This window comes from Mesorhizobium terrae (genome assembly GCF_008727715.1).
GTDB lineage: Bacteria > Pseudomonadota > Alphaproteobacteria > Rhizobiales > Rhizobiaceae > Mesorhizobium > Mesorhizobium terrae.
Window position 1 is genome coordinate 4,411,177 of the sequence record NZ_CP044218.1, and the last position, 17,016, is coordinate 4,428,192.

Annotated in this window: 16 protein-coding genes; 7 read left to right on the plus strand and 9 right to left on the minus strand. The window is 64.3% G+C overall.

All coding sequences use genetic code 11. The features are described from left to right. The first annotated feature begins 143 nt into the window (after positions 1-143). Positions 144-413 (plus strand): hypothetical protein, encoded by a 270-nt coding sequence (locus FZF13_RS22510; protein ID WP_024922227.1) that lies wholly within the window; start codon positions 144-146, stop codon positions 411-413. A gap of 93 nt (positions 414-506) precedes the next feature. Here FZF13_RS22510 and FZF13_RS22515 read toward each other — a convergent pair whose 3' ends face one another. The 4 genes from FZF13_RS22515 to FZF13_RS22530 form a co-directional block, all read right to left on the minus strand. Continuing rightward, positions 507-1,061, minus strand: a complete 555-nt coding sequence (locus FZF13_RS22515; protein ID WP_024922228.1) for a hypothetical protein — start codon at positions 1,059-1,061, stop codon at positions 507-509. A 103-nt stretch (positions 1,062-1,164) separates the two neighbouring features. Beyond that, positions 1,165-2,244, minus strand: coding sequence for a YcjF family protein (locus FZF13_RS22520; RefSeq protein ID WP_024922229.1), 1,080 nt, complete (start codon positions 2,242-2,244; stop codon positions 1,165-1,167). Continuing rightward, a complete protein-coding gene (locus FZF13_RS22525; RefSeq protein ID WP_024922230.1) occupies positions 2,241-3,716 on the minus strand; it encodes a YcjX family GTP-binding protein in 1,476 nt (491 codons plus the stop codon). Before FZF13_RS22525 ends, FZF13_RS22520 begins: the two co-directional genes overlap by 4 nt. A gap of 111 nt (positions 3,717-3,827) precedes the next feature. Beyond that, positions 3,828-4,331, minus strand: coding sequence for a SixA phosphatase family protein (locus FZF13_RS22530; protein WP_024922231.1), 504 nt, complete (start codon positions 4,329-4,331; stop codon positions 3,828-3,830). Positions 4,332-4,582: 251 nt separating this feature from the next. On the opposite strand from FZF13_RS22530, the gene dksA reads away from it, so the two are divergent. Further along, positions 4,583-4,999, plus strand: a complete 417-nt coding sequence (gene dksA / locus FZF13_RS22535) for an RNA polymerase-binding protein DksA (RefSeq protein ID WP_024922232.1) — start codon at positions 4,583-4,585, stop codon at positions 4,997-4,999. A gap of 163 nt (positions 5,000-5,162) precedes the next feature. Here the strand turns inward: dksA and FZF13_RS22540 are convergent, their stop codons facing one another. Then, complete coding sequence (locus FZF13_RS22540) at positions 5,163-5,888, minus strand: flagellar biosynthetic protein FliO (RefSeq protein ID WP_036254749.1); 726 nt, start codon at positions 5,886-5,888, stop codon at positions 5,163-5,165. Between the two features lie 273 nt (positions 5,889-6,161). Here FZF13_RS22540 and cckA point away from each other — a divergent pair, with 273 nt between their 5' ends. Beyond that, complete coding sequence (gene cckA / locus FZF13_RS22545; RefSeq protein WP_024922234.1) at positions 6,162-8,786, plus strand: cell cycle histidine kinase CckA; 2,625 nt, start codon at positions 6,162-6,164, stop codon at positions 8,784-8,786. Between the two features lie 9 nt (positions 8,787-8,795). Here cckA and FZF13_RS22550 read toward each other — a convergent pair whose 3' ends face one another. After that, on the minus strand, positions 8,796-9,185 hold the full coding sequence (locus FZF13_RS22550; protein ID WP_024922235.1) for a hypothetical protein: 390 nt from the start codon (positions 9,183-9,185) through the stop codon (positions 8,796-8,798). A 316-nt stretch (positions 9,186-9,501) separates the two neighbouring features. Between FZF13_RS22550 and FZF13_RS29040 the strand changes: the two genes are divergently transcribed. Further along, positions 9,502-9,678, plus strand: a complete 177-nt coding sequence (locus FZF13_RS29040; protein ID WP_162835308.1) for a hypothetical protein — start codon at positions 9,502-9,504, stop codon at positions 9,676-9,678. Between the two features lie 94 nt (positions 9,679-9,772). After that, the gene (locus tag FZF13_RS22555; protein ID WP_024922236.1) at positions 9,773-10,780 is read left to right on the plus strand and encodes a hypothetical protein; all 1,008 of its coding nucleotides are present in this window, start codon (positions 9,773-9,775) and stop codon (positions 10,778-10,780) included. Positions 10,781-10,790: 10 nt separating this feature from the next. On the opposite strand, the gene FZF13_RS22560 is transcribed toward FZF13_RS22555, so the two are convergent. After that, positions 10,791-12,323, minus strand: a complete 1,533-nt coding sequence (locus FZF13_RS22560; protein ID WP_024922237.1) for an acyl-CoA carboxylase subunit beta — start codon at positions 12,321-12,323, stop codon at positions 10,791-10,793. A 486-nt stretch (positions 12,324-12,809) separates the two neighbouring features. Between FZF13_RS22560 and FZF13_RS22565 the strand changes: the two genes are divergently transcribed. Beyond that, positions 12,810-14,345: a DEAD/DEAH box helicase gene (locus FZF13_RS22565; RefSeq protein ID WP_024922238.1), complete on the plus strand. Its 1,536-nt coding sequence runs from the start codon at positions 12,810-12,812 to the stop codon at positions 14,343-14,345. 70 nt (positions 14,346-14,415) lie between these two features. Next, positions 14,416-14,880 (plus strand): GNAT family N-acetyltransferase, encoded by a 465-nt coding sequence (locus FZF13_RS22570; RefSeq protein ID WP_024922239.1) that lies wholly within the window; start codon positions 14,416-14,418, stop codon positions 14,878-14,880. Positions 14,881-14,892: 12 nt separating this feature from the next. Here the strand turns inward: FZF13_RS22570 and hutC are convergent, their stop codons facing one another. Next, on the minus strand, positions 14,893-15,621 hold the full coding sequence (gene hutC / locus FZF13_RS22575) for a histidine utilization transcriptional repressor HutC (protein ID WP_024922240.1): 729 nt from the start codon (positions 15,619-15,621) through the stop codon (positions 14,893-14,895). A gap of 36 nt (positions 15,622-15,657) precedes the next feature. Continuing rightward, positions 15,658-17,013, minus strand: a complete 1,356-nt coding sequence (locus tag FZF13_RS22580) for a formimidoylglutamate deiminase (RefSeq protein WP_024922241.1) — start codon at positions 17,011-17,013, stop codon at positions 15,658-15,660. Positions 17,014-17,016 lie beyond the last annotated feature (3 nt).

A 17,016-nucleotide genomic window follows, 5' to 3' on the forward strand; every position in this document is an offset into this window, starting at 1 on the left:
GGGCCACGGCCGGTAAATCCAATATTTCCAAGGGCTGTATGTTGGTGAGTTGCAGCGTGACACAATCGCGCGCTATGCACGGTTGCTGGGGCTTGAAACTTACGGCGGTTGGGATCGCCGCCATTTTGGAGAGGTTTTTTGTTATGAAGAAAATTGTGCTGACCGTCATCGGCATGGCGGCGCTCGGTCTTTCGGCGTGCTCGAAGGCGCCCGAATGCAACCAGGAAGCGATCACCAAGAAAACCCAGGAACTGACCACCGCCGTGCAGGAAGCCGTGACCAAGAACCCGGCCAAGGCGACCGAATGGGCCGCCAAGGTTCAGGGAATCGCCACCAAATATGCCGGTTCGACCAACCAGGCCGATGCCTGCAAGGCCTATGACGAGATCATCGCCGAAGTGAAGAAGGGCTGATCGCCCGCGCCGCAAGGCTCATGCCTCGCGGACATCCGGAATGAAAAACGGCGGCCCCTGGCCGCCGTTTGCTTTTGAAGTCCGTGGCTTACCTCAATTGCGGGCGATGGAGCCGACGGCGACATCGTCGACGCGCTTCAGGTTCATGCCGATCACCGGCACCATCTGCTCGTCGACCTTGACCGAAACGGTGACGATCATCGAATTCTGGTCGGGCACGCGCGCTTGCATGACGCCGCGCAACTGATTGCGATTGATGGCGAAAACCACCTTGCGGTCGTCGACGACGTTACCGGAGATGATGTCCATCCCGGTGCCGGACGAGCCGCCCATGAAGGAGCCCTTGTAGCCGTCGCGGCCCTTGCGTTCGACGGTGGCCGCCATCTTCTGCGAGAAGACGCCGACGCGGCAATCGCCGTCCAGCGTCATGCCAACCTTGCCGCTCGGCGTGGAGCCGGTGAAATTGCAGGTGAACTTGGTGCCCTTGTATTTGCCGGCGACGATCTCGCCCGGGCCCACCCATTGTCCTTCGACCGTCTGGAAGAACTGCTTGTCGCGATCGGCGCCGAAGGCCGTCGTTCCTGCCGCTACCGAAACGGCAGCCGCAAGCGCTAGCGGCATGGCGGCAGACGAAATCACGCTTTTCATGAATGACACCCGGCAACGAGAACGCTGTGTTGGAACGTGGGGCAACCATGAAGAAGATTGGTTAATGCTTCGTGACCCGAGCAGCCTTCGGGCGGTTCCGAACCTATGATTTCGCGTCGTTCTTGCCGTCCTTGCCGCTGGCGAAGGAGGTGAGCGCGGCGAGGAAATCGCCCATGCCGGGGCGCCTGACCGCGGTGAAGGGCAGCGGGCGAACCGTTTCCATCGCGGCGATGCCGATTCGCGCCGTCATCATGCCGTTGACCACGCCTTCGCCTAATTTGGCCGACAGTCGCGCCGCCAGGCCATGGCCGACGATCTGCTGGACGAAACTGTCGCCGACGGCGATCGAGCCGGTGACCGCCAGATGCGCCAGCACGCTGCGGGCCAGGCGGAAGAAACCCAGCGTGCCGGGTCGGCCGCCATAGAGTTCCGACAGGCGACGGATCAGCCGGCCGGCCTCGAAGACGACATAGGCAATGTCGACCAAAGCGCGCGGGCTCACCGCCGTCACCAGCGACACGCGCTTGGCGGCGTCGAGGATCAGCGCCTTGGCCTGGCTGTCGAGCGGGGTCAGGATTTCGGTTTCGGCCAGCCTAACCAGATTACCGCCGTCGATGATCTCGCCGCGCAATTCGGCCAGTGCGCGACGCCCGGCGGCGGTCTGCGGGCGCGCGGCGACGAAGGCGGAAAGCTCGTCCACCACGGCACGGGCGGCGTTGGGATCGTCGCGGGCGATCGCGTCGAGCGCCTTCGTCTGCAGCTTCTCGACCTTGGCCAGCCGCGCGATCGCCAGGAATTCGCGACCAAGGATGACGATGAGAGCAAACAAGGCGACCGCCGCGACACCGGTGGCCAGCCAGCCCAGCCAGTCGGCGCGGGTGAACAAGTCGCGGATCAGCCGGTCGGTCCACAGGCCAATGGCCAGCGATATCAGAATGCCGACGGCGCCGAAGAACACATTGGCAAGCAAGGAGCGTTTGCGCGGTGCCGGCGCGGGTGGCGGTTCGGCGGCGGTGAAATCCGGCTCGTCGAAGACATCGATGGCGTCGGGAACGACGACCGCGACGTCGGCCTTCAGCGCGCGCGGCTTGCGCGCCGTCTCGACCGGTCTTGCCGGCTCGTTGGGTTTCGTTGCCGGTTCGGGCTCGATGCGGAACGCCGCCGGCTTGCGGGACGTGGTCATGCCAGACGATCTCCGATCAGGAACTGCAGGGCACGGTCGAGGCGGATATGCGGCAGCGACAGCGTCACGCCTTCGGCGGTGCGTTCGAGCTTGGGCGGGCGGAAGCGCACGAAGCGGACGGCTGGATCGACCTCGTCCAGGTCGGCGGCGCGATGATCCTCGAACACGGCATCAACGCTTTTCGGCAAGTCGCCGGGAAATATGGCTGTTTCGGTGTTTCCATCAAAAGTCTGGTCGCCGATGCGCTCGCCCGCCAGCGGCGTGCCGATGATGACCGGTAGCGTCTCGCCACCCTGCTTGACGGTGCCTTCGCGGGTGGCGCGCACCGCCGCCATGGCCACTACATCGACCGCCGCGCCGGTGAAGCTTGCTTTGGCGATGGCGCGGTCGGCCAGCCGGCGCACGATCGCCTGCAGCCGGTCGTGGCTTTCGTGATGCAGATGGTCGGCCTTGGTGGCGGCGATGAGGATTCGGTCGATGCGGCGCGAGAACCAGTCGGTGAGGAAGGAGCCGCGCCCCGGCCGGAAGCAGGCGAGGATCTCGGTGACGGCGCGTTCGAGGTCGGCCATCGCAGCGGGACCTGCGTTCAGCGCCTGCATGGCGTCGATCAGAACGATCTGGCGGTCGAGCCGGGCGATGTGCTCGCGGAAGAACGGCTTCACCACATGGGTCTTGTAGGCCTCGTAGCGCCGCTCCATCATCGCATGCAGAGAGCCCGGCCGGGCGCGCGTGGCACCAAGCCCCGGCAGTGGCGCGAAAGTCAGCGCCGGCGAACCGTCGAGATCGCCGGGCATCAGGAAACGGCCGGGCGGCAGCGTCGACAGTGCCCTTTCATCCAGCTTGCAGGCTTTCAGATAGGCAGCGAAGCTCTCGGCCAGCCGGCGCGCCGTCAGTTCGTCGGCGTCGGCATCGGCGCTTGCATCGGCCGACAGCGTTCGCCATTCCCGGGCGAGGTCGGCCCGCACCGGCAGGGCGGCCAGTTCGAAGGCCTCGTTGGAGAAATCCGCGTAGGATTTGCCGAGCAATGGCAGATCGAGCAGCCATTCGCCGGGATAGTCGACAATGTCCACTGACAGCTTGCCGGCCGAGAACATGCGGTTCCAGCCGGAAGCTGATTCATATTCGATGGTGAGGCGCAGTTCCGAGATGGCGCGGGTCGAATCCGGCCAGATGCGTTGATCGACGAGTGCCGCGATATGGTCCTCGTACTGGAAGCGGGGCACCGCGTCGTCGGGCTGCTGTTCGAGAAAGGCGCGGGCGATGCGGCCGGACTTTTGCGCCTCGAACAGTGGCAGGCGGCCGCCATGCACCAGATTGTGCACCAGCGCGGAGATAAACACCGTCTTGCCGGCGCGCGACAGGCCGGTGACGCCGAGCCTGAGCGAGGGGGTGAAAAGGCTGGTGGCACGGCCTGCGACCGTGTCCAGCGCAATGCGGGCCTCGTCGGAAAAGGTTGTCAGCGATGACGCCAATCCGGTCCTCTCGCGCTTTGCCGGTCCTGATCTCCCGCAAGCGCGGGCACCCCGATATAGGTCGTTCGCGGCGTCATTAAAATGGCGCGGCGCAAAATGGCGTCGAGGCGATCACACCGTCGCGGGAATGAGGAACGCCTCCAGATAACCTTTCCCGGGAGCGGCATTGGCAAGGCCGTCGTCGAAACGGATGACGGCAAGCCCCGAGGTCGGGAAGCCGTGCTCCAGCGTTTCATGGGCGGACGGATCACCATCGCCCGACACCGCCATGGCCAGGTCCTCCATCATCGGATTGTGGCCGATGACGAGCAGCGAACCATAGCCGCCATTGTCGCGGATGATCTGCAAATAACCGGCGGCGTCCTCGCTGTAGAGCTTGTCGAAATAGAGCACGCGGCCGGTGTCGGTATGGCTGGCGATGCCGCCGAGCGTCTCGCGCGCTCGCAGCGCGCCGGAACACAAAGTGAGGTCGGGAACATAGCCGTTGGCGCGCATGGCGGTACCGATCGCCTCGGCATCGGCAATTCCGGAAGGGTCGAGCGCGCGGTCGAAGTCGCGCGTACCGGGCAGGGCCCATCCAGCCTTGGCATGCCTGAGAAGATAGAGTTTCGCCACCAACACCCCCGTCCTGCCGGCGCCGGTCGCCGGTTCTCCGTTACAGGATTAGCCAGCGGATCGTTTCGGCGCAACGTTGCAGGCATTGGCAAATATGCCACAAGCGGCACGACCTGGGGTTGATCGGGGGCGCGGGCGAACCGCGGCGGGACCTGTATTAACAAATGCGCAACATGTCGACTGTTTGCGCTTGTACAGCCATTGCCTCGCGAATATATAGGCGCCAAATTTAGGGCAGTCGGGTGAGTCGAATGAGCGCAATTATAGCTTCCGATTACATACCCTCCGAAGACGAGCCGTTCATGAACGAACGGCAAAAATCATACTTTCGGCAAAAGCTGATTACCTGGAAGAATGATATTCTGCGCGAGGCGCGCGAAACTCTCGAAATCCTGCAGCAGGAAAATGCAAATCATCCCGATCTGGCCGACCGTGCATCGTCGGAGACAGACCGGGCGATCGAGCTCAGGGCGCGCGACCGTCAGCGCAAACTGATCTCCAAGATCGATTCCGCCCTGCAGCGTATCGACGAGGGTACCTATGGCTATTGCGAGGAGACGGGTGAGCCGATCTCGCTGAAGCGCCTCGACGCACGCCCGATCGCGACTTTGTCGATCGAGGCGCAGGAACGCCACGAGCGCCGCGAAAAGGTCTATCGCGACGATTGAGGCCGGCTTTGGCCGTATGACAGTCTTTGTGAGGATGGCCGGCTTGCCGGCCATTTTCTTTTGCGGTCGCTGTTAAGAGCGCCCTGAAACCTGCTTGTGCGGTTCCGCCCGGCGCGCCCGGGCAGTCATTCGCTTCAGGAACCGCTCTCCCGGGGTGGCGATTTCAGCGCTTGTGGTTGGAAAGCTCGCCCAGCAGCTTGGCCATTTCGTCGTCGAGCGACGGCGAAGCCTTGGCGCCGCTTTTGGCCGGCGGCAGGGCGTCTTCCTCCAGCGACACTTCCAGTTCCTGCATCAGCGCGTCGTCGAGAAGATCGTCGGTGACGGGTGGCGGCGGCGTTCGCAGGGCGGTTTCCGCTCGTACAGGCTCGGCCCGTGGGGCGGGCTGCGCTGCCGGCTGCGGCTGGACACGCGGCGCTGCCGCTGGCGCCACCGGTTCGCGATGCGACACATGGTTCGCCTGCTGGCGTGGCGGCTCCTGCCGCACGGGCTGGGGCGCGGGTGCCGGCTGGGCCGGGCGCTGCTGTTGCCTGGCAGGCGCCGGAGCTGCCGCCTGCGGCTGGCCGTCTCCGGTCAGCACCGGGCGGCGCGAGGGAACCATGCGGATATCGCGCTCGACCACCACGTCGGTCGGTCCGCCGATCAGGATCAGATGTTCGATGTCGTCGCGGCGCACCAGCACCAGGCGGCGGTGGCTGTCCACGGCGGTGGCGTCCATCACCGCCAGGCGGGTCTTGCGGTTGCGGCCGCCGGCCACATAGGTGCCGAAGGTCAGGCTGCGGATCAGCTTGACGATGAGCAGGATGACCACGAGGAACACCAGCGCGGCGAGGGTCCACAGGATGGCGGGCGCGTAATTCGGCCCCGCAATGCTTTCCAGCCAACCCAGCATCGACATCCCCACAACTATCCGGCCCCGTACGTGCGGCGACACTAATTGTGCCGTCCGGCCGTCGCAAGGCGCGTTTCATGCATTGTGAACAGGACGCCACAGAACATCATTCCATACGGCCGTCGATGGTGCTGTTTTTGACTTACATTTGCCAGCGGGGTCTTTTCCGGGCAGGGAGAATATGATTCAACCGGGCGAGTCGGGCGCCGTCGGCTGCAGCGCAGTCTCATCGCAAGTCCATAACAGGCTCTAGAATTGGTGAGCAGGGGGCATATGGCCAAGGAAACGGGCGGCGAGTTCTATCCCATGCCGATCGTCGACCAGGGCACGCGGCCGGGTGCCGTAACCCGGCTGATCGTCTTCATGGTGGTGCTGGCCGGCGCCGCGATCGTCTTCGGCCTTTTCCGCGAGCGTTTCGGCGATCCCTTCCTGCTCGGCATGCTCGGCGTGCTGGCGATGATCGGCGTCGGCTTCCTGTTCGCCACGGCGATCGGCTTCGTCCAGATCGCGCCGCGCTCGACCAGCGACGAACTGTCCAAGGCCTATGTGGATTCCATGTCGCAGGGCCTGCTGGTAACCGACGCCAAGGACCGCGTGGTCTACGCCAACCGTGCCTATGCCGCGATGACCGGCGCAACCGCTGCCGCCGACGTCAAGACGGTGGAGGGGCTGCTTTCCGACATTCCGGAGGCGACCGGCACGATTTACCGGCTGGCGGCTGGTTTGCGCGACGGCCAGGCCGGCGATGGCGAATTCAGGCTCACCCATTCGATCCGGCCGGGCGCCGAACCCGGCGCGCACTGGTACCGCACCAGGGCGCGCACTTTCTCGGTGCCGGGCCTGCGCCAGCCCCTGTCGGCCTGGCAGCTCGCCGACATTTCGGCCGAGCGCGCCGAACAGGAGCGTTTCTTCCTCGACCTGCAGCAAGCGATCGATCATCTCGACCATGCGCCGGCCGGGTTCTTCGCCGCTGACCCGGAAGGTCGCGTCACCTATGTCAACGCGACGCTTGCCGAATGGCTGGGCATCGATCTGACATCCTTCTCGCCGGGTGCCGTGGCGCTTTCCGACATCGTTGCCGGCGACGGCATGGCGCTGATCCGCTCGGTGCGCGCTGATCCAGGCACGACGCGCAATGCCGTCATCGACCTCGATCTCACCACCATGGCCGGCAAGGCGCTGCCGGTGCGTTTCATGCACCGGGTTTCGGCCAGCCGCGAAGGCTTGAGCGGGCCCAGTCGCACCATCGTGTTGAACCGTACGCAAGGCGAGGACGCCTCGGCCGATCTGCGCGCCTCGGAAATCCGCTTCACCCGCTTCTTCAACTCGACGCCGATGGCGATCGCCGGCGTCGATCATGCCGGCCGCATCCTGCGCACCAACGCGCCGTTCCTGTCGCTGTTTTCCCCAGCCGTCGATCGCGACTCGCTCGACCGCAAGGTACGGCTCGACACCGTCATCCACGAGCGCGACCGCCCGGCTTTTGCCGCAGCGCTCGAAAGCGCGCGCCAGCGGCAGGCTGAGATCGCGCCCATCGACACCGTGCTGCCCGACAATGAGGAGCGGCATGTGCGCTTCTACGTCAACGCGGTTGCCGACGGCACCGACGGCGAAGGCGCCGAGGAAGCGGCCATCGTCTATGCGGTGGAGACCACCGAGCAGAAGGCGCTCGAAGGCCAGATGGCGCAGAGCCAGAAGATGCAGGCGGTCGGCCAGCTCGCCGGCGGCATCGCGCACGACTTCAACAACGTGCTCACCGCCATCATCATGGCTTCCGACCTTCTGCTCGCCAATCACCGGCCGTCGGACCCGTCCTTCCCGGACATCATGAACATCAAGCAGAACGCCAACCGTGCCGCCTCCCTGGTGCGCCAGCTGCTGGCTTTCTCGCGCAAGCAGACGCTGCGGCCCGAGGTGCTTAACCTCACCGACGTGCTGGCGGACCTACGCATGCTGCTCGCCCGGCTGGTCGGCAATACCATCAAGCTCAAGGTCGATCATGGCCGCGATCTGTGGCCGGTCAGGGTCGACATCGGCCAGTTCGAGCAGGTGGTGGTCAATCTGGCTGTCAACGCGCGCGACGCGATGCCGTCGGGCGGCGATCTCACCGTGCGCACCAAGAATGTCACCACTGATGAATGCGCCACCTACGGCTATCGCGAATTGCCCGCGGCCGACTACGTCGCGGTCGAGGTCGAGGATACCGGTTCGGGCATTGCGCCGGATGTGCTGAAGAAGATCTTCGAGCCGTTCTTCACCACCAAGGAAGTGGGCAAGGGCACCGGCCTCGGTCTGTCGATGGTCTACGGCATCATCAAGCAGACCGGCGGTTTCATCTTCTGCGATTCGGAAGTCGGCAAGGGCACGACCTTCCGCATCTTCCTGCCGCGCCATGTCGCGGAGGCGCCGAAGCAGCCAGCCGAGGCGAAGTCGCAGATCGCCGGAGAGGCGGTCGGTGGCGAGACCGCTGCCGCAGCACCCGCAAAGACCGCCGATGCCGCCAGGAATGGCGACGCCAAGGACCTGTCCGGCTCTGCCATAGTCCTGCTCGTCGAGGACGAGGACGCGGTGCGCATGGGTGGGGTCAGGGCGCTGAAGTCGCGCGGCTATACCGTGCACGAGGCGACGTCAGGCGTCGAGGCGCTGGAGATTTTCGACGAACTCAAGGGCAAGATCGACATCGTCGTGTCGGACGTGGTGATGCCGGAGATGGACGGGCCGACCCTGCTCGGCGAACTGCGCAAGCGCCAGCCCAACATCAAGTTCGTCTTCGTCTCGGGTTATGCCGAGGACGCTTTCGCCAAGAACCTGCCGGCCGATGCCCAATTCGGCTTCCTGCCGAAGCCGTTCTCGCTCAAGCAATTGGCAACCGTCGTCAAGGACGTGCTGGAAAGCTGAGTTTTCGACCTAGCGCAGCGTGCAGGTCGCGGCGCTCGCCGCGCCGTCGGGCTGGCGCATGATGATGTCGAAGAAGATATTCTTCGGCCCGTCCTCGGTGGCCTGGGTGAGGGAGACCTTGTTGCCGCCAGTCGAGAAGCCGCCGAGCGGCCCAAGCCAGGTGATCTCGCCGTTCTTGTCCATCTCGTAATTGTACCCCTGCATGGCCGGTCCGTAGGTCGGGCCGCTATAGACGCGTCCCTTGATGGTGATGTCACCGAGATAGAGGAAGGCGCCAAGCAGGTAGACCTCGCAGCGATAGCCGCCGTCGGGCAGGGTGCCGTCGGCGATACCGGCGCGTGCACTGCCGGCAACAAGTGCTGCGGCGAGCGAAAGCGGGATCAGGAGGCGGCGCTTCATCGGCTGGATCCGGTTGCGTTGCCAAGCATGCAGCATTTTTTCGACAGAGCCGCAACATTGGAACGGGAAGGCGCTTGCGTAATGTGGAGCGCTGCAATCATATATAGCCGACCTCTAATACGGCTCTTGGCCTTACCGATCCATGTTATGCTTTGCATGGCCTTGGTGAGTCGGCCGTTTTTCCGCGTCACACTTGATTTGGGGGCAGATCGAGGAAGACGTCGCCGGCGCTGGCAAGTTCCACGCAAGCGATGAAGCGTAGGCTTCCTTCCGCGATCTGAGCGTTGCTAAGCGCATCGGGCAAGGGGACGGGCCGGTGGAGACTTTCTTCGAGGACTACCAGAAACGGCGCCTGGTCAACCGCGCCGACATTCTGACCGCCATCAATATTCTGAAATCGCAGGGCTATGACGAGGACGAGATCATTACCGAGATCACGCGCGTCTTTTATGTCGACCTCGATGAATACAATGAGCTGGTAAGGGCAGCCTGATCCGGGTGCGGCCAGGCCTTCGGGCTTAGCCAACAAGAGCCGGGATCGCTGTGCTCCTTTGTGGTATTATCGCTGATGCAGCGGGGGACGCGGCATGAAGCACCTCATCGTCGTTCATGGCAGGGACATCAAGCCGGCGGGTTCGGAGCTCGCCTCGCTGTCGAAGCGGGCGATCGTCAGAGGCTTGCAGCGGGCAGGGCGCGCCGACATCGCCCAAGGCGTGGCGAGTGGCGCTGTTCGTTTCTCCAGCGCCTATTACGGTGACATCAACAACCGCATCGAAGCTTCCTACAGCGCCAAGACGGCGGCGCTGCTGACCGCGCAGAACGATGCCGGTTACGCTTTCAGGCCGTGCTTTCCTGCCGCCGAGCTGGAAGCGGCCTACGCCATGACCGACGCGCTGCGCAGCTTCAACCTGGCCGCCTATCGGCATGTGCTGGATATCGCCGATGACTGGCGGCTGCTCGACGAGGCGGCGGATGCCGCCAGCCTGTTCGGCAGCCTTCTCACCTTCGGCCTGCTCAACACGCTGGTGGTGGAAACGGTCAAGTCGGACCTCACCGCCTATCTGACCTCGCAGCGTGTCGGCTCCGAGATCCGCGCCCGGCTGCAGCAGGTTCTGGAGCCGGCACTGGCGGCGGGCGACGACATCTGCCTGGTCACCCACAGCCTCGGCTGCATGGTCGCCTATGATGTCTTCTGGAAATATTCGTTCCGGTCCGAATACGCGCATATGCGCGACGCCGGCCGGAAGGTGAACCTGTGGCTCACCATCGGCTGTCCGCTGGGCGAGGTCGGCGTGCAGCGCAACCTGCTCGACGGTGTGGTGCTGGACGACGAGAAATATCCGCGCGACCAGTTCCTCGACTGGGTCAACGTACATGCCGAGGACGACTATATCGCCCATGCCGAAAGCATGCGTTCGGCGTTCTCGACCATGCGTTCGAAGAAGTATTGCCGTTCGATCACAGACAAGAAGATCTACAATTGCTGGTATTACCGCGACGCCGCCAAGGGGCGGCTCGTGTCCAACCCGCACGACCTTTACGGCTACCTGATGAACCAGGACACGGCCAAATACATCGCGCAATGGGCGGCTTAGGCCGCGCCGCCTAGAGCGGAATGTTGTCGTGCTTCTTCCAGGGGTTCTGGAGGTCCTTGTTGCGCAGCATCCTGAGCGCGCGCGCCACACGCCGGCGCGTCGAATGCGGCATGATCACCTCGTCGACATAACCGCGCTCCGCCGCCACGAAAGGCGACAGGAAACGATCCTCGTAGCGCTTGGTGTGGGCGGCGATCTTGTCGGCGTCGCCGATATCCTTGCGGTAGATGATCTCAACCGCGCCCTTGGCGCCCATCACCGCGATCTGCGCCGTCGGCCAGGCGTAGTTCATGTCGCCGCGCAGATGTTTCGAGGCCATGACGTCATAGGCGCCGCCAAAGGCCTTGCGGGTGATCACGGTCACCTTCGGCACGGTCGCCTCGGCATAGGCGAACAGAAGCTTGGCGCCATGCTTGATCAGTCCGCCATATTCCTGCGCGGTGCCCGGCAGGAAACCCGGTACGTCAACGAAGGTGACGAGGGGGATGTTGAAACAGTCGCAGAAGCGCACGAAACGCGCCGCCTTGCGGCTTGCGTCCGAATCCAGAACGCCGGCCAGCACCATCGGCTGGTTGGCGATGAAACCCACCGTGCGGCCCTCGACGCGGCCGAGGCCGGTGACGATGTTCTTGGCGAAGGAGGCCTGGATTTCGAAGAAGTCGCCTTCGTCCACCGTCTTCAGGATCAGTTCCTTGATGTCGTAGGGCTTGTTGGCGTTGTCGGGAATCAGGCGGTCGAGCGACATGTCGTGGTCGGTCACCGACTGGTAGCATTCGATCTCGGGGATCTCGGCGGTGTTGGAGGCCGGCAAGAGGTCAACCAGCCGCCGCATCTGCAGCAGCGCCTCGACGTCATTGTCATAGGCGCCGTCGGCGATCGACGATTTCGTCGTGTGCACGGAGGCGCCGCCGAGCTGTTCGGCCGTCACCGTCTCGTTGGTCACCGTCTTCACCACGTCCGGTCCGGTGACGAACATGTAGGAGGTGTCGCGCACCATGAAGATGAAGTCGGTCATTGCCGGCGAATAGACGTCGCCGCCGGCGCAGGGGCCCATGATCAGCGAAATCTGCGGGATGACGCCGGAGGCCAAGACGTTGCGCTGGAAGATTTCGGCATAACCGCCGAGAGCGGCCACGCCTTCCTGGATGCGGGCGCCGCCGGCGTCGTAGAGGCCGATGATCGGCGCGCGGTTGCGCAGCGCCATATCCTGTACCTTCATCACCTTCTCGGCATGGGCTTCCGACAGCGAGCCGCCGAACACGGTGAAATCCTTGGCGAAGAGATAGACCGGGCGGCCGTTGACCGTGCCCCAGCCGGTGACGACGCCGTCGCCGGCCACCTTCGATTTCTCCATGCCGAAATCGGTCGAGCGGTGCTCGACATACATGTCGAACTCCTCGAACGAACCTTCGTCGAGGAAGATCTCGATGCGCTCGCGCGCGGTCAGCTTGCCCTTGGCGTGCTGGGCGTCGATGCGGGCCTGGCCGCCGCCAAGCCTGGCGATCTCGCGCCGACGCTCGAGTTCCTTCAGCACTTCCTTCATCGGGCGGCCTCCCTGCAATGCTCTGTCCGCTTTTGGTATCGGCGCGGCGAGGGGAGTGCAAGCAGGGCTTTGGTTTCACGATGCAAACCGGCATTTCGTCGCTTCGACGGCGAAATATTGGCGGGCCTTAAGGGCAAGCCCCGTCGCCGCATCGGGATAGCTCGTTCTGCCCGCTGGGATATATGCGCAATGCTGCAATGCAACATCGCGCTCTTGCTTTTTTGAGCGAACTCCTCCATATGCCGCTTCATAGGCGCTCGGGCCGGGGCTTTCCCGGCTTTCTCCTTGATTGAGACTGGTTGCGTCTGTTCCCCTTGCTTTGGGCAAGGCGGTGTAAGTCCCGCGGCAAGAGGCTGGCGGGCACGACAGCGCAGCCGAGCGGGCTAAAAGCCCGCCCGCCTTGTCGTCCCATTCCTGTTTTTGACGGCGGGTTGCGCCCGGCCGCCATCGCTGTTTGCGGCAATGTCCGCATGAAAGAAGATTGTTTTGACCAATGAAATCGCTGCGGAGCTGAACGGCTTCGCCAAACTCGGAATTTCCGGCCAGCTCCTGAAGGCTACCGTTGCGGCGGGCTTCACCGAGCCCAAGCCGATCCAGGAGCAGGCTATCCCGGCGCAGCTCGCCGGCCGTGATATCCTGGGCATCGCCCAGACCGGCTCGGGCAAGACGGCCGCCTTCGCGCTGCCGATCCTGTCCAAGATCATCGCGCTCGGCACCAAGCGCCGGCCGAAGACGGCGCGCGCGCTGATCCTGGCGCCGACCCGCGAGCTGGCTGTCCAGATCGAGGAAACCGTCAAGGTGCTCGCCAAGGGCGCTCATGTCTCCACCGCACTGGTTCTGGGCGGTGTTTCCCGCTTCAGCCAGGTCCGCAAGATCGGCCCCGGCGTCGATTTCCTGATCGCCACGCCCGGCCGCCTCATGGACCTGGTGCGCGAGAAGGACGTCATCCTCTCCGAGACCACCTGGCTGGTGCTCGACGAGGCCGACCGCATGCTCGACATGGGCTTCATCAACGACGTCAAGCGCATCGCCAAGGCCACCCATCCGGCCAGGCAGACCGCGCTGTTCTCGGCCACGATGCCGTCCGAGATCGAGCAGTTGACGCAAAGCCTGCTGCGCGAGCCGGTGCGTGTCGAAGTGGCGCCGCAGGGCACCACCGCCGCCGAGATCGTGCAGAGCGTCGTGCTCGCCCGCACCAAGCAGAAGCGCAAGGTTCTGTCCGACATGCTGGCCGACGAAGCCATGAGCTCGGTGATCGTGTTCGCGCGCACCAAGCATGGTGCAGATCGCGTCACCAAGGATCTGGAGCGCGACGGCTTCGAGGCCGCCGTGATCCACGGCAACAAGAGCCAGAACGCCCGCCAGAACGCGCTGAACGGGTTCCGCAACGGTACGGTGCGCATTCTGGTCGCCACCGACATCGCCGCGCGCGGCATCGACGTGCCCGGCATCAGCCACGTCGTCAACTTCGACCTGCCGGATGAGGCGGAAAGCTATGTCCACCGCATCGGCCGCACCGGCCGCAACGGCCGCGATGGCATTGCGATCACGCTGGTCGATCCGTCGGAGAACAGCAAGCTGCGCCAGGTCGAGCGCATCATCCGCATGAAGCTGCCGGTGCTGGCCGACCATCTCGGCCAGCCCGATCCGGCGCGCGAGCCGCGTCCGCAGGGCGAGCGCGGTTTCGAGCCGGCCAATGACGGCGCGCGCGAAGGCCGCGAGCATCGCCGCGACGGCCGGCCGCGCAATGACGGCTTCGGCAAGAAACGCTTCGGCGGCAAGCCGGGCGGACGTCCGTTCTCCGGCAAGCCGGATGGCGAGCGTGGCGCCCAGGGCGAGCGCAGCCCGAGCGGTGACCGCCCCTTCAGTGGCAAGCCGGCCGGCGAACGGCATTTCCACGGCAAGCCCAAGGGCGATCGTCCGTTCACGGACAAGCCGCATGGCGAGCGCAAGCCGGATGGCAACAAGCCGTTCCGCAACAAGCGCCGCTTCGGCCGCAAGCCGGCCGCGCGGGCTGCCTAACCAACAGAGCGGGGCCATCCGGTTCGGATTGGCCCCGTTTTTCTTTTTGATGCCACATGCCTTGAAACCGATGTCCTTCACGTTACGCCGCCTGGTTCTTGAGGACATGGATCGTGTCGCCATCGTCCTGCGGCAAGCCTTCGACGAGCGACTGCCCTGGCTTGCCGGGCTGCACACGCCCGACGAGGACAGGGCCTTCTTCCGAAATCACGTCTATCGGACATGCGAGATCTGGGGTGCGCTAGACGGCGATATCGTCGGCTTCATCGCGTTCCGGGACGGCTGGGTGGACCAGCTTTACGTGCTGCCGGCCCATCAGGGACGCGGTATGGGCACGGCATTGCTGGATATCGCCAAGGCAGCCTCACCGAGGGTGCAACTATGGACGTTCCAGAAGAATTGGGCTGCGCGCGCTTTCTACGAAAAACACGGTTTTGCCGTCATCGAGGAAACCGACGGCAGCAGCAATGAAGAGCGCGAGCCCGACATTCTCTATCTGTGGCAGAAGCAATCTGCGGCGAACGGCTCAGTCTAGGCGGGAAGCGCTTTAGGTTCCCTGAGATGGGGCGAAGCGAGCCACCAACTCGTGGCTTTCGGCGGCATAGACGAAACGCACCTGCGTGACCGGGTGTTCGGCGTTCCAGGTACGCCGCTCCACCACCAGGCAAGGCGCGCCGACCGCAATGTCGAGAGCAGTTGCAATCGCCTGGTCCGCCGCCATGGCGCGGATGCGATGTTCGGCGGCATTCCACGGCACGCGCCCGACCAGCCAGGGGCTCGGGCTGATGTCGAAGAACTCTTCTTCGTCCGCTTCCGGCACGGCGGTCAGGTTGATCAGGCGCCGTTCCTGGCAGAACGGCCGCTTGCCGGCGAAGTGCCGGCATTCCAGCGCCAGTACCGGTCCGGCGGTTTCGAGGCCGAGCAGGTCGCGATCTTCGGTGTTGGAGCGGCGCTTGTGTCGCGACACGCGCTCGTAGCGGTAGGGCAGGCCGGTCACCTCGACCTCGGTGCGGATATCGTGGATTTCGAGAATCGCCGCCTGCGAATGCGGCTGGCGCACGAAACTGCCGGAGCGGCGGCGGCGCTCGATCAGCCCGGCCTTGGCCAACTGCGACAGCGCCTTGTTCACCGTCATGCGCGAGCAACTGTACTCGGCGGTCAGTTCATGCTCGAAGGGAATGCGATGGCCGGGGGCCCAGGTTCCCGACAGGATCTTCTCGCTGATGTCAGACAGGATACGCTGATGCAGCGACGACGGTTCCGCTGTCATGGTCATCAGTCTGCATCCCCCATCTTTTCAATCCGGCGGCCGTCAACCGGCCGACAGCTTGATCATCACATTCCGGAAGCGTTCGGCAATGGCCTCGCGCGCAAAATGACGGCCGTTCTCGACCCGTTTCTTGCCATGCACCCATGCGCAGTCAATTTGCGTGCCGTTCGCGAAGATCCACGCGTCGAGAATGGCGTCGCCGGATTTGCCGGCAAGTGAAGGGTGGTTCGCATCAAGCGAGACGAAATCGGCGGGCGCGCCGGCTTCGAGGCCGGTTTTCGCAACACCGAGCGCCTGGTTGCCGCCGACCAGGGCGGAGTTGAACAAGTTCCGGCCGTTGGATTGGCCGGGCGCGACCAAAACGTTGCGGGCGCGGTGCAGGATGCGCTCGGAATATTCGAGCTGGCGCAGTTCGTCACTGACGCCGATCAGCACGTTGGAATCGGAACCGACGCCGTAGCGGCCGCCATGGCTTGAGAACAGGGGCCCGGAAAAGGTGCCGTCTCCCAGATTAGCCTCGGTAATCGGGCACAGCCCGGCGATAGCGCCGGATTTCGCCATGGCGATCGTCTCGGCATCGGTCATGTGGGTGGCGTGGATCAGACACCAGCGGCTGTCGACCTGCTGGTTTTCGAGCAGCCATTCGACCGGCCGCTTGCCTGACCAGGCAACGCAGTCGTCCACTTCCTTCACCTGCTCGGCGATGTGGATGTGGATCGGCGCCAGTGGGAGCAGCTTGGCCACATCCGTCAGCTCCGCCGGCGTCGCGGCGCGCAGGCTGTGCGGTGCGACGCCGACAACGCCTCCATCGAGGGCGCCTACAGTCTTCCGCGATTTGTCGAGAAGTTTCGAGAACGCGTTGAGATCGTTGATGAAACGCCTCTGTCCTTCGTTGGGCGCGGTGCCGCCGAAGCTGGAATGCGCATAGAACACCGGCAGCAAGGTCAGCCCTAGCCCGGTCGCGCTGGCGGCGGCGGCGATGCGCTCGGCCATTTCCGCGATGTTGGCATAGGCGCTGCCGTCGTGGTCATGATGCAGATAGTGGAACTCGCCAACTCGGCAAAAACCGGCCTCGAGCATCTCGACATAAAGCTGCGACGCGACCGCCTCGACATCGTCGGGCGTCATCGACAGCGCGAAGCGATACATCACCTCGCGCCAGCTCCAGAAAGAGTCGGCGCCGGGGCCGCGCGTTTCGGCAAGGCCGGCCATGCCACGCTGAAAGGCGTGGCTGTGCAGGTTCGGCATGCCCGGGACGACGATGGCGTGCCGTTCGTCGCCGGGCTGCGCGGTGGTGTCGGGTTGCACCGAGGCAAGCGCGCCGTTGGAAACCGCGATGCGCACATTCCTGCGCCAGCCGTCGGCTAAAAGCGCCTGTTCCGCAAAGATTGCCGTCACGCC

Bases quoted from the DNA above. Each gene is read 5' to 3' on its own strand.
- FZF13_RS22555 (WP_024922236.1), top strand. From the start codon at position 9,773: ATGAAGCACCTCATCGTCGTTCATGGCAGGGACATCAAGCCGGCGGGT.
- dksA (WP_024922232.1), top strand. From the start codon at position 4,583: ATGAGCGCAATTATAGCTTCCGATTACATACCCTCCGAAGACGAGCCG.
- FZF13_RS22520 (WP_024922229.1), bottom strand. From the start codon at position 2,244: ATGACCACGTCCCGCAAGCCGGCGGCGTTCCGCATCGAGCCCGAACCG.
- FZF13_RS22515 (WP_024922228.1), bottom strand. From the start codon at position 1,061: ATGAAAAGCGTGATTTCGTCTGCCGCCATGCCGCTAGCGCTTGCGGCT.
- FZF13_RS22570 (WP_024922239.1), top strand. From the start codon at position 14,416: ATGTCCTTCACGTTACGCCGCCTGGTTCTTGAGGACATGGATCGTGTC.
- FZF13_RS22550 (WP_024922235.1), bottom strand. From the start codon at position 9,185: ATGAAGCGCCGCCTCCTGATCCCGCTTTCGCTCGCCGCAGCACTTGTT.
- cckA (WP_024922234.1), top strand. From the start codon at position 6,162: ATGGCCAAGGAAACGGGCGGCGAGTTCTATCCCATGCCGATCGTCGAC.
- hutC (WP_024922240.1), bottom strand. From the start codon at position 15,621: ATGACCATGACAGCGGAACCGTCGTCGCTGCATCAGCGTATCCTGTCT.
- FZF13_RS22540 (WP_036254749.1), bottom strand. From the start codon at position 5,888: ATGCTGGGTTGGCTGGAAAGCATTGCGGGGCCGAATTACGCGCCCGCC.
- FZF13_RS22510 (WP_024922227.1), top strand. From the start codon at position 144: ATGAAGAAAATTGTGCTGACCGTCATCGGCATGGCGGCGCTCGGTCTT.
- FZF13_RS22560 (WP_024922237.1), bottom strand. From the start codon at position 12,323: ATGAAGGAAGTGCTGAAGGAACTCGAGCGTCGGCGCGAGATCGCCAGG.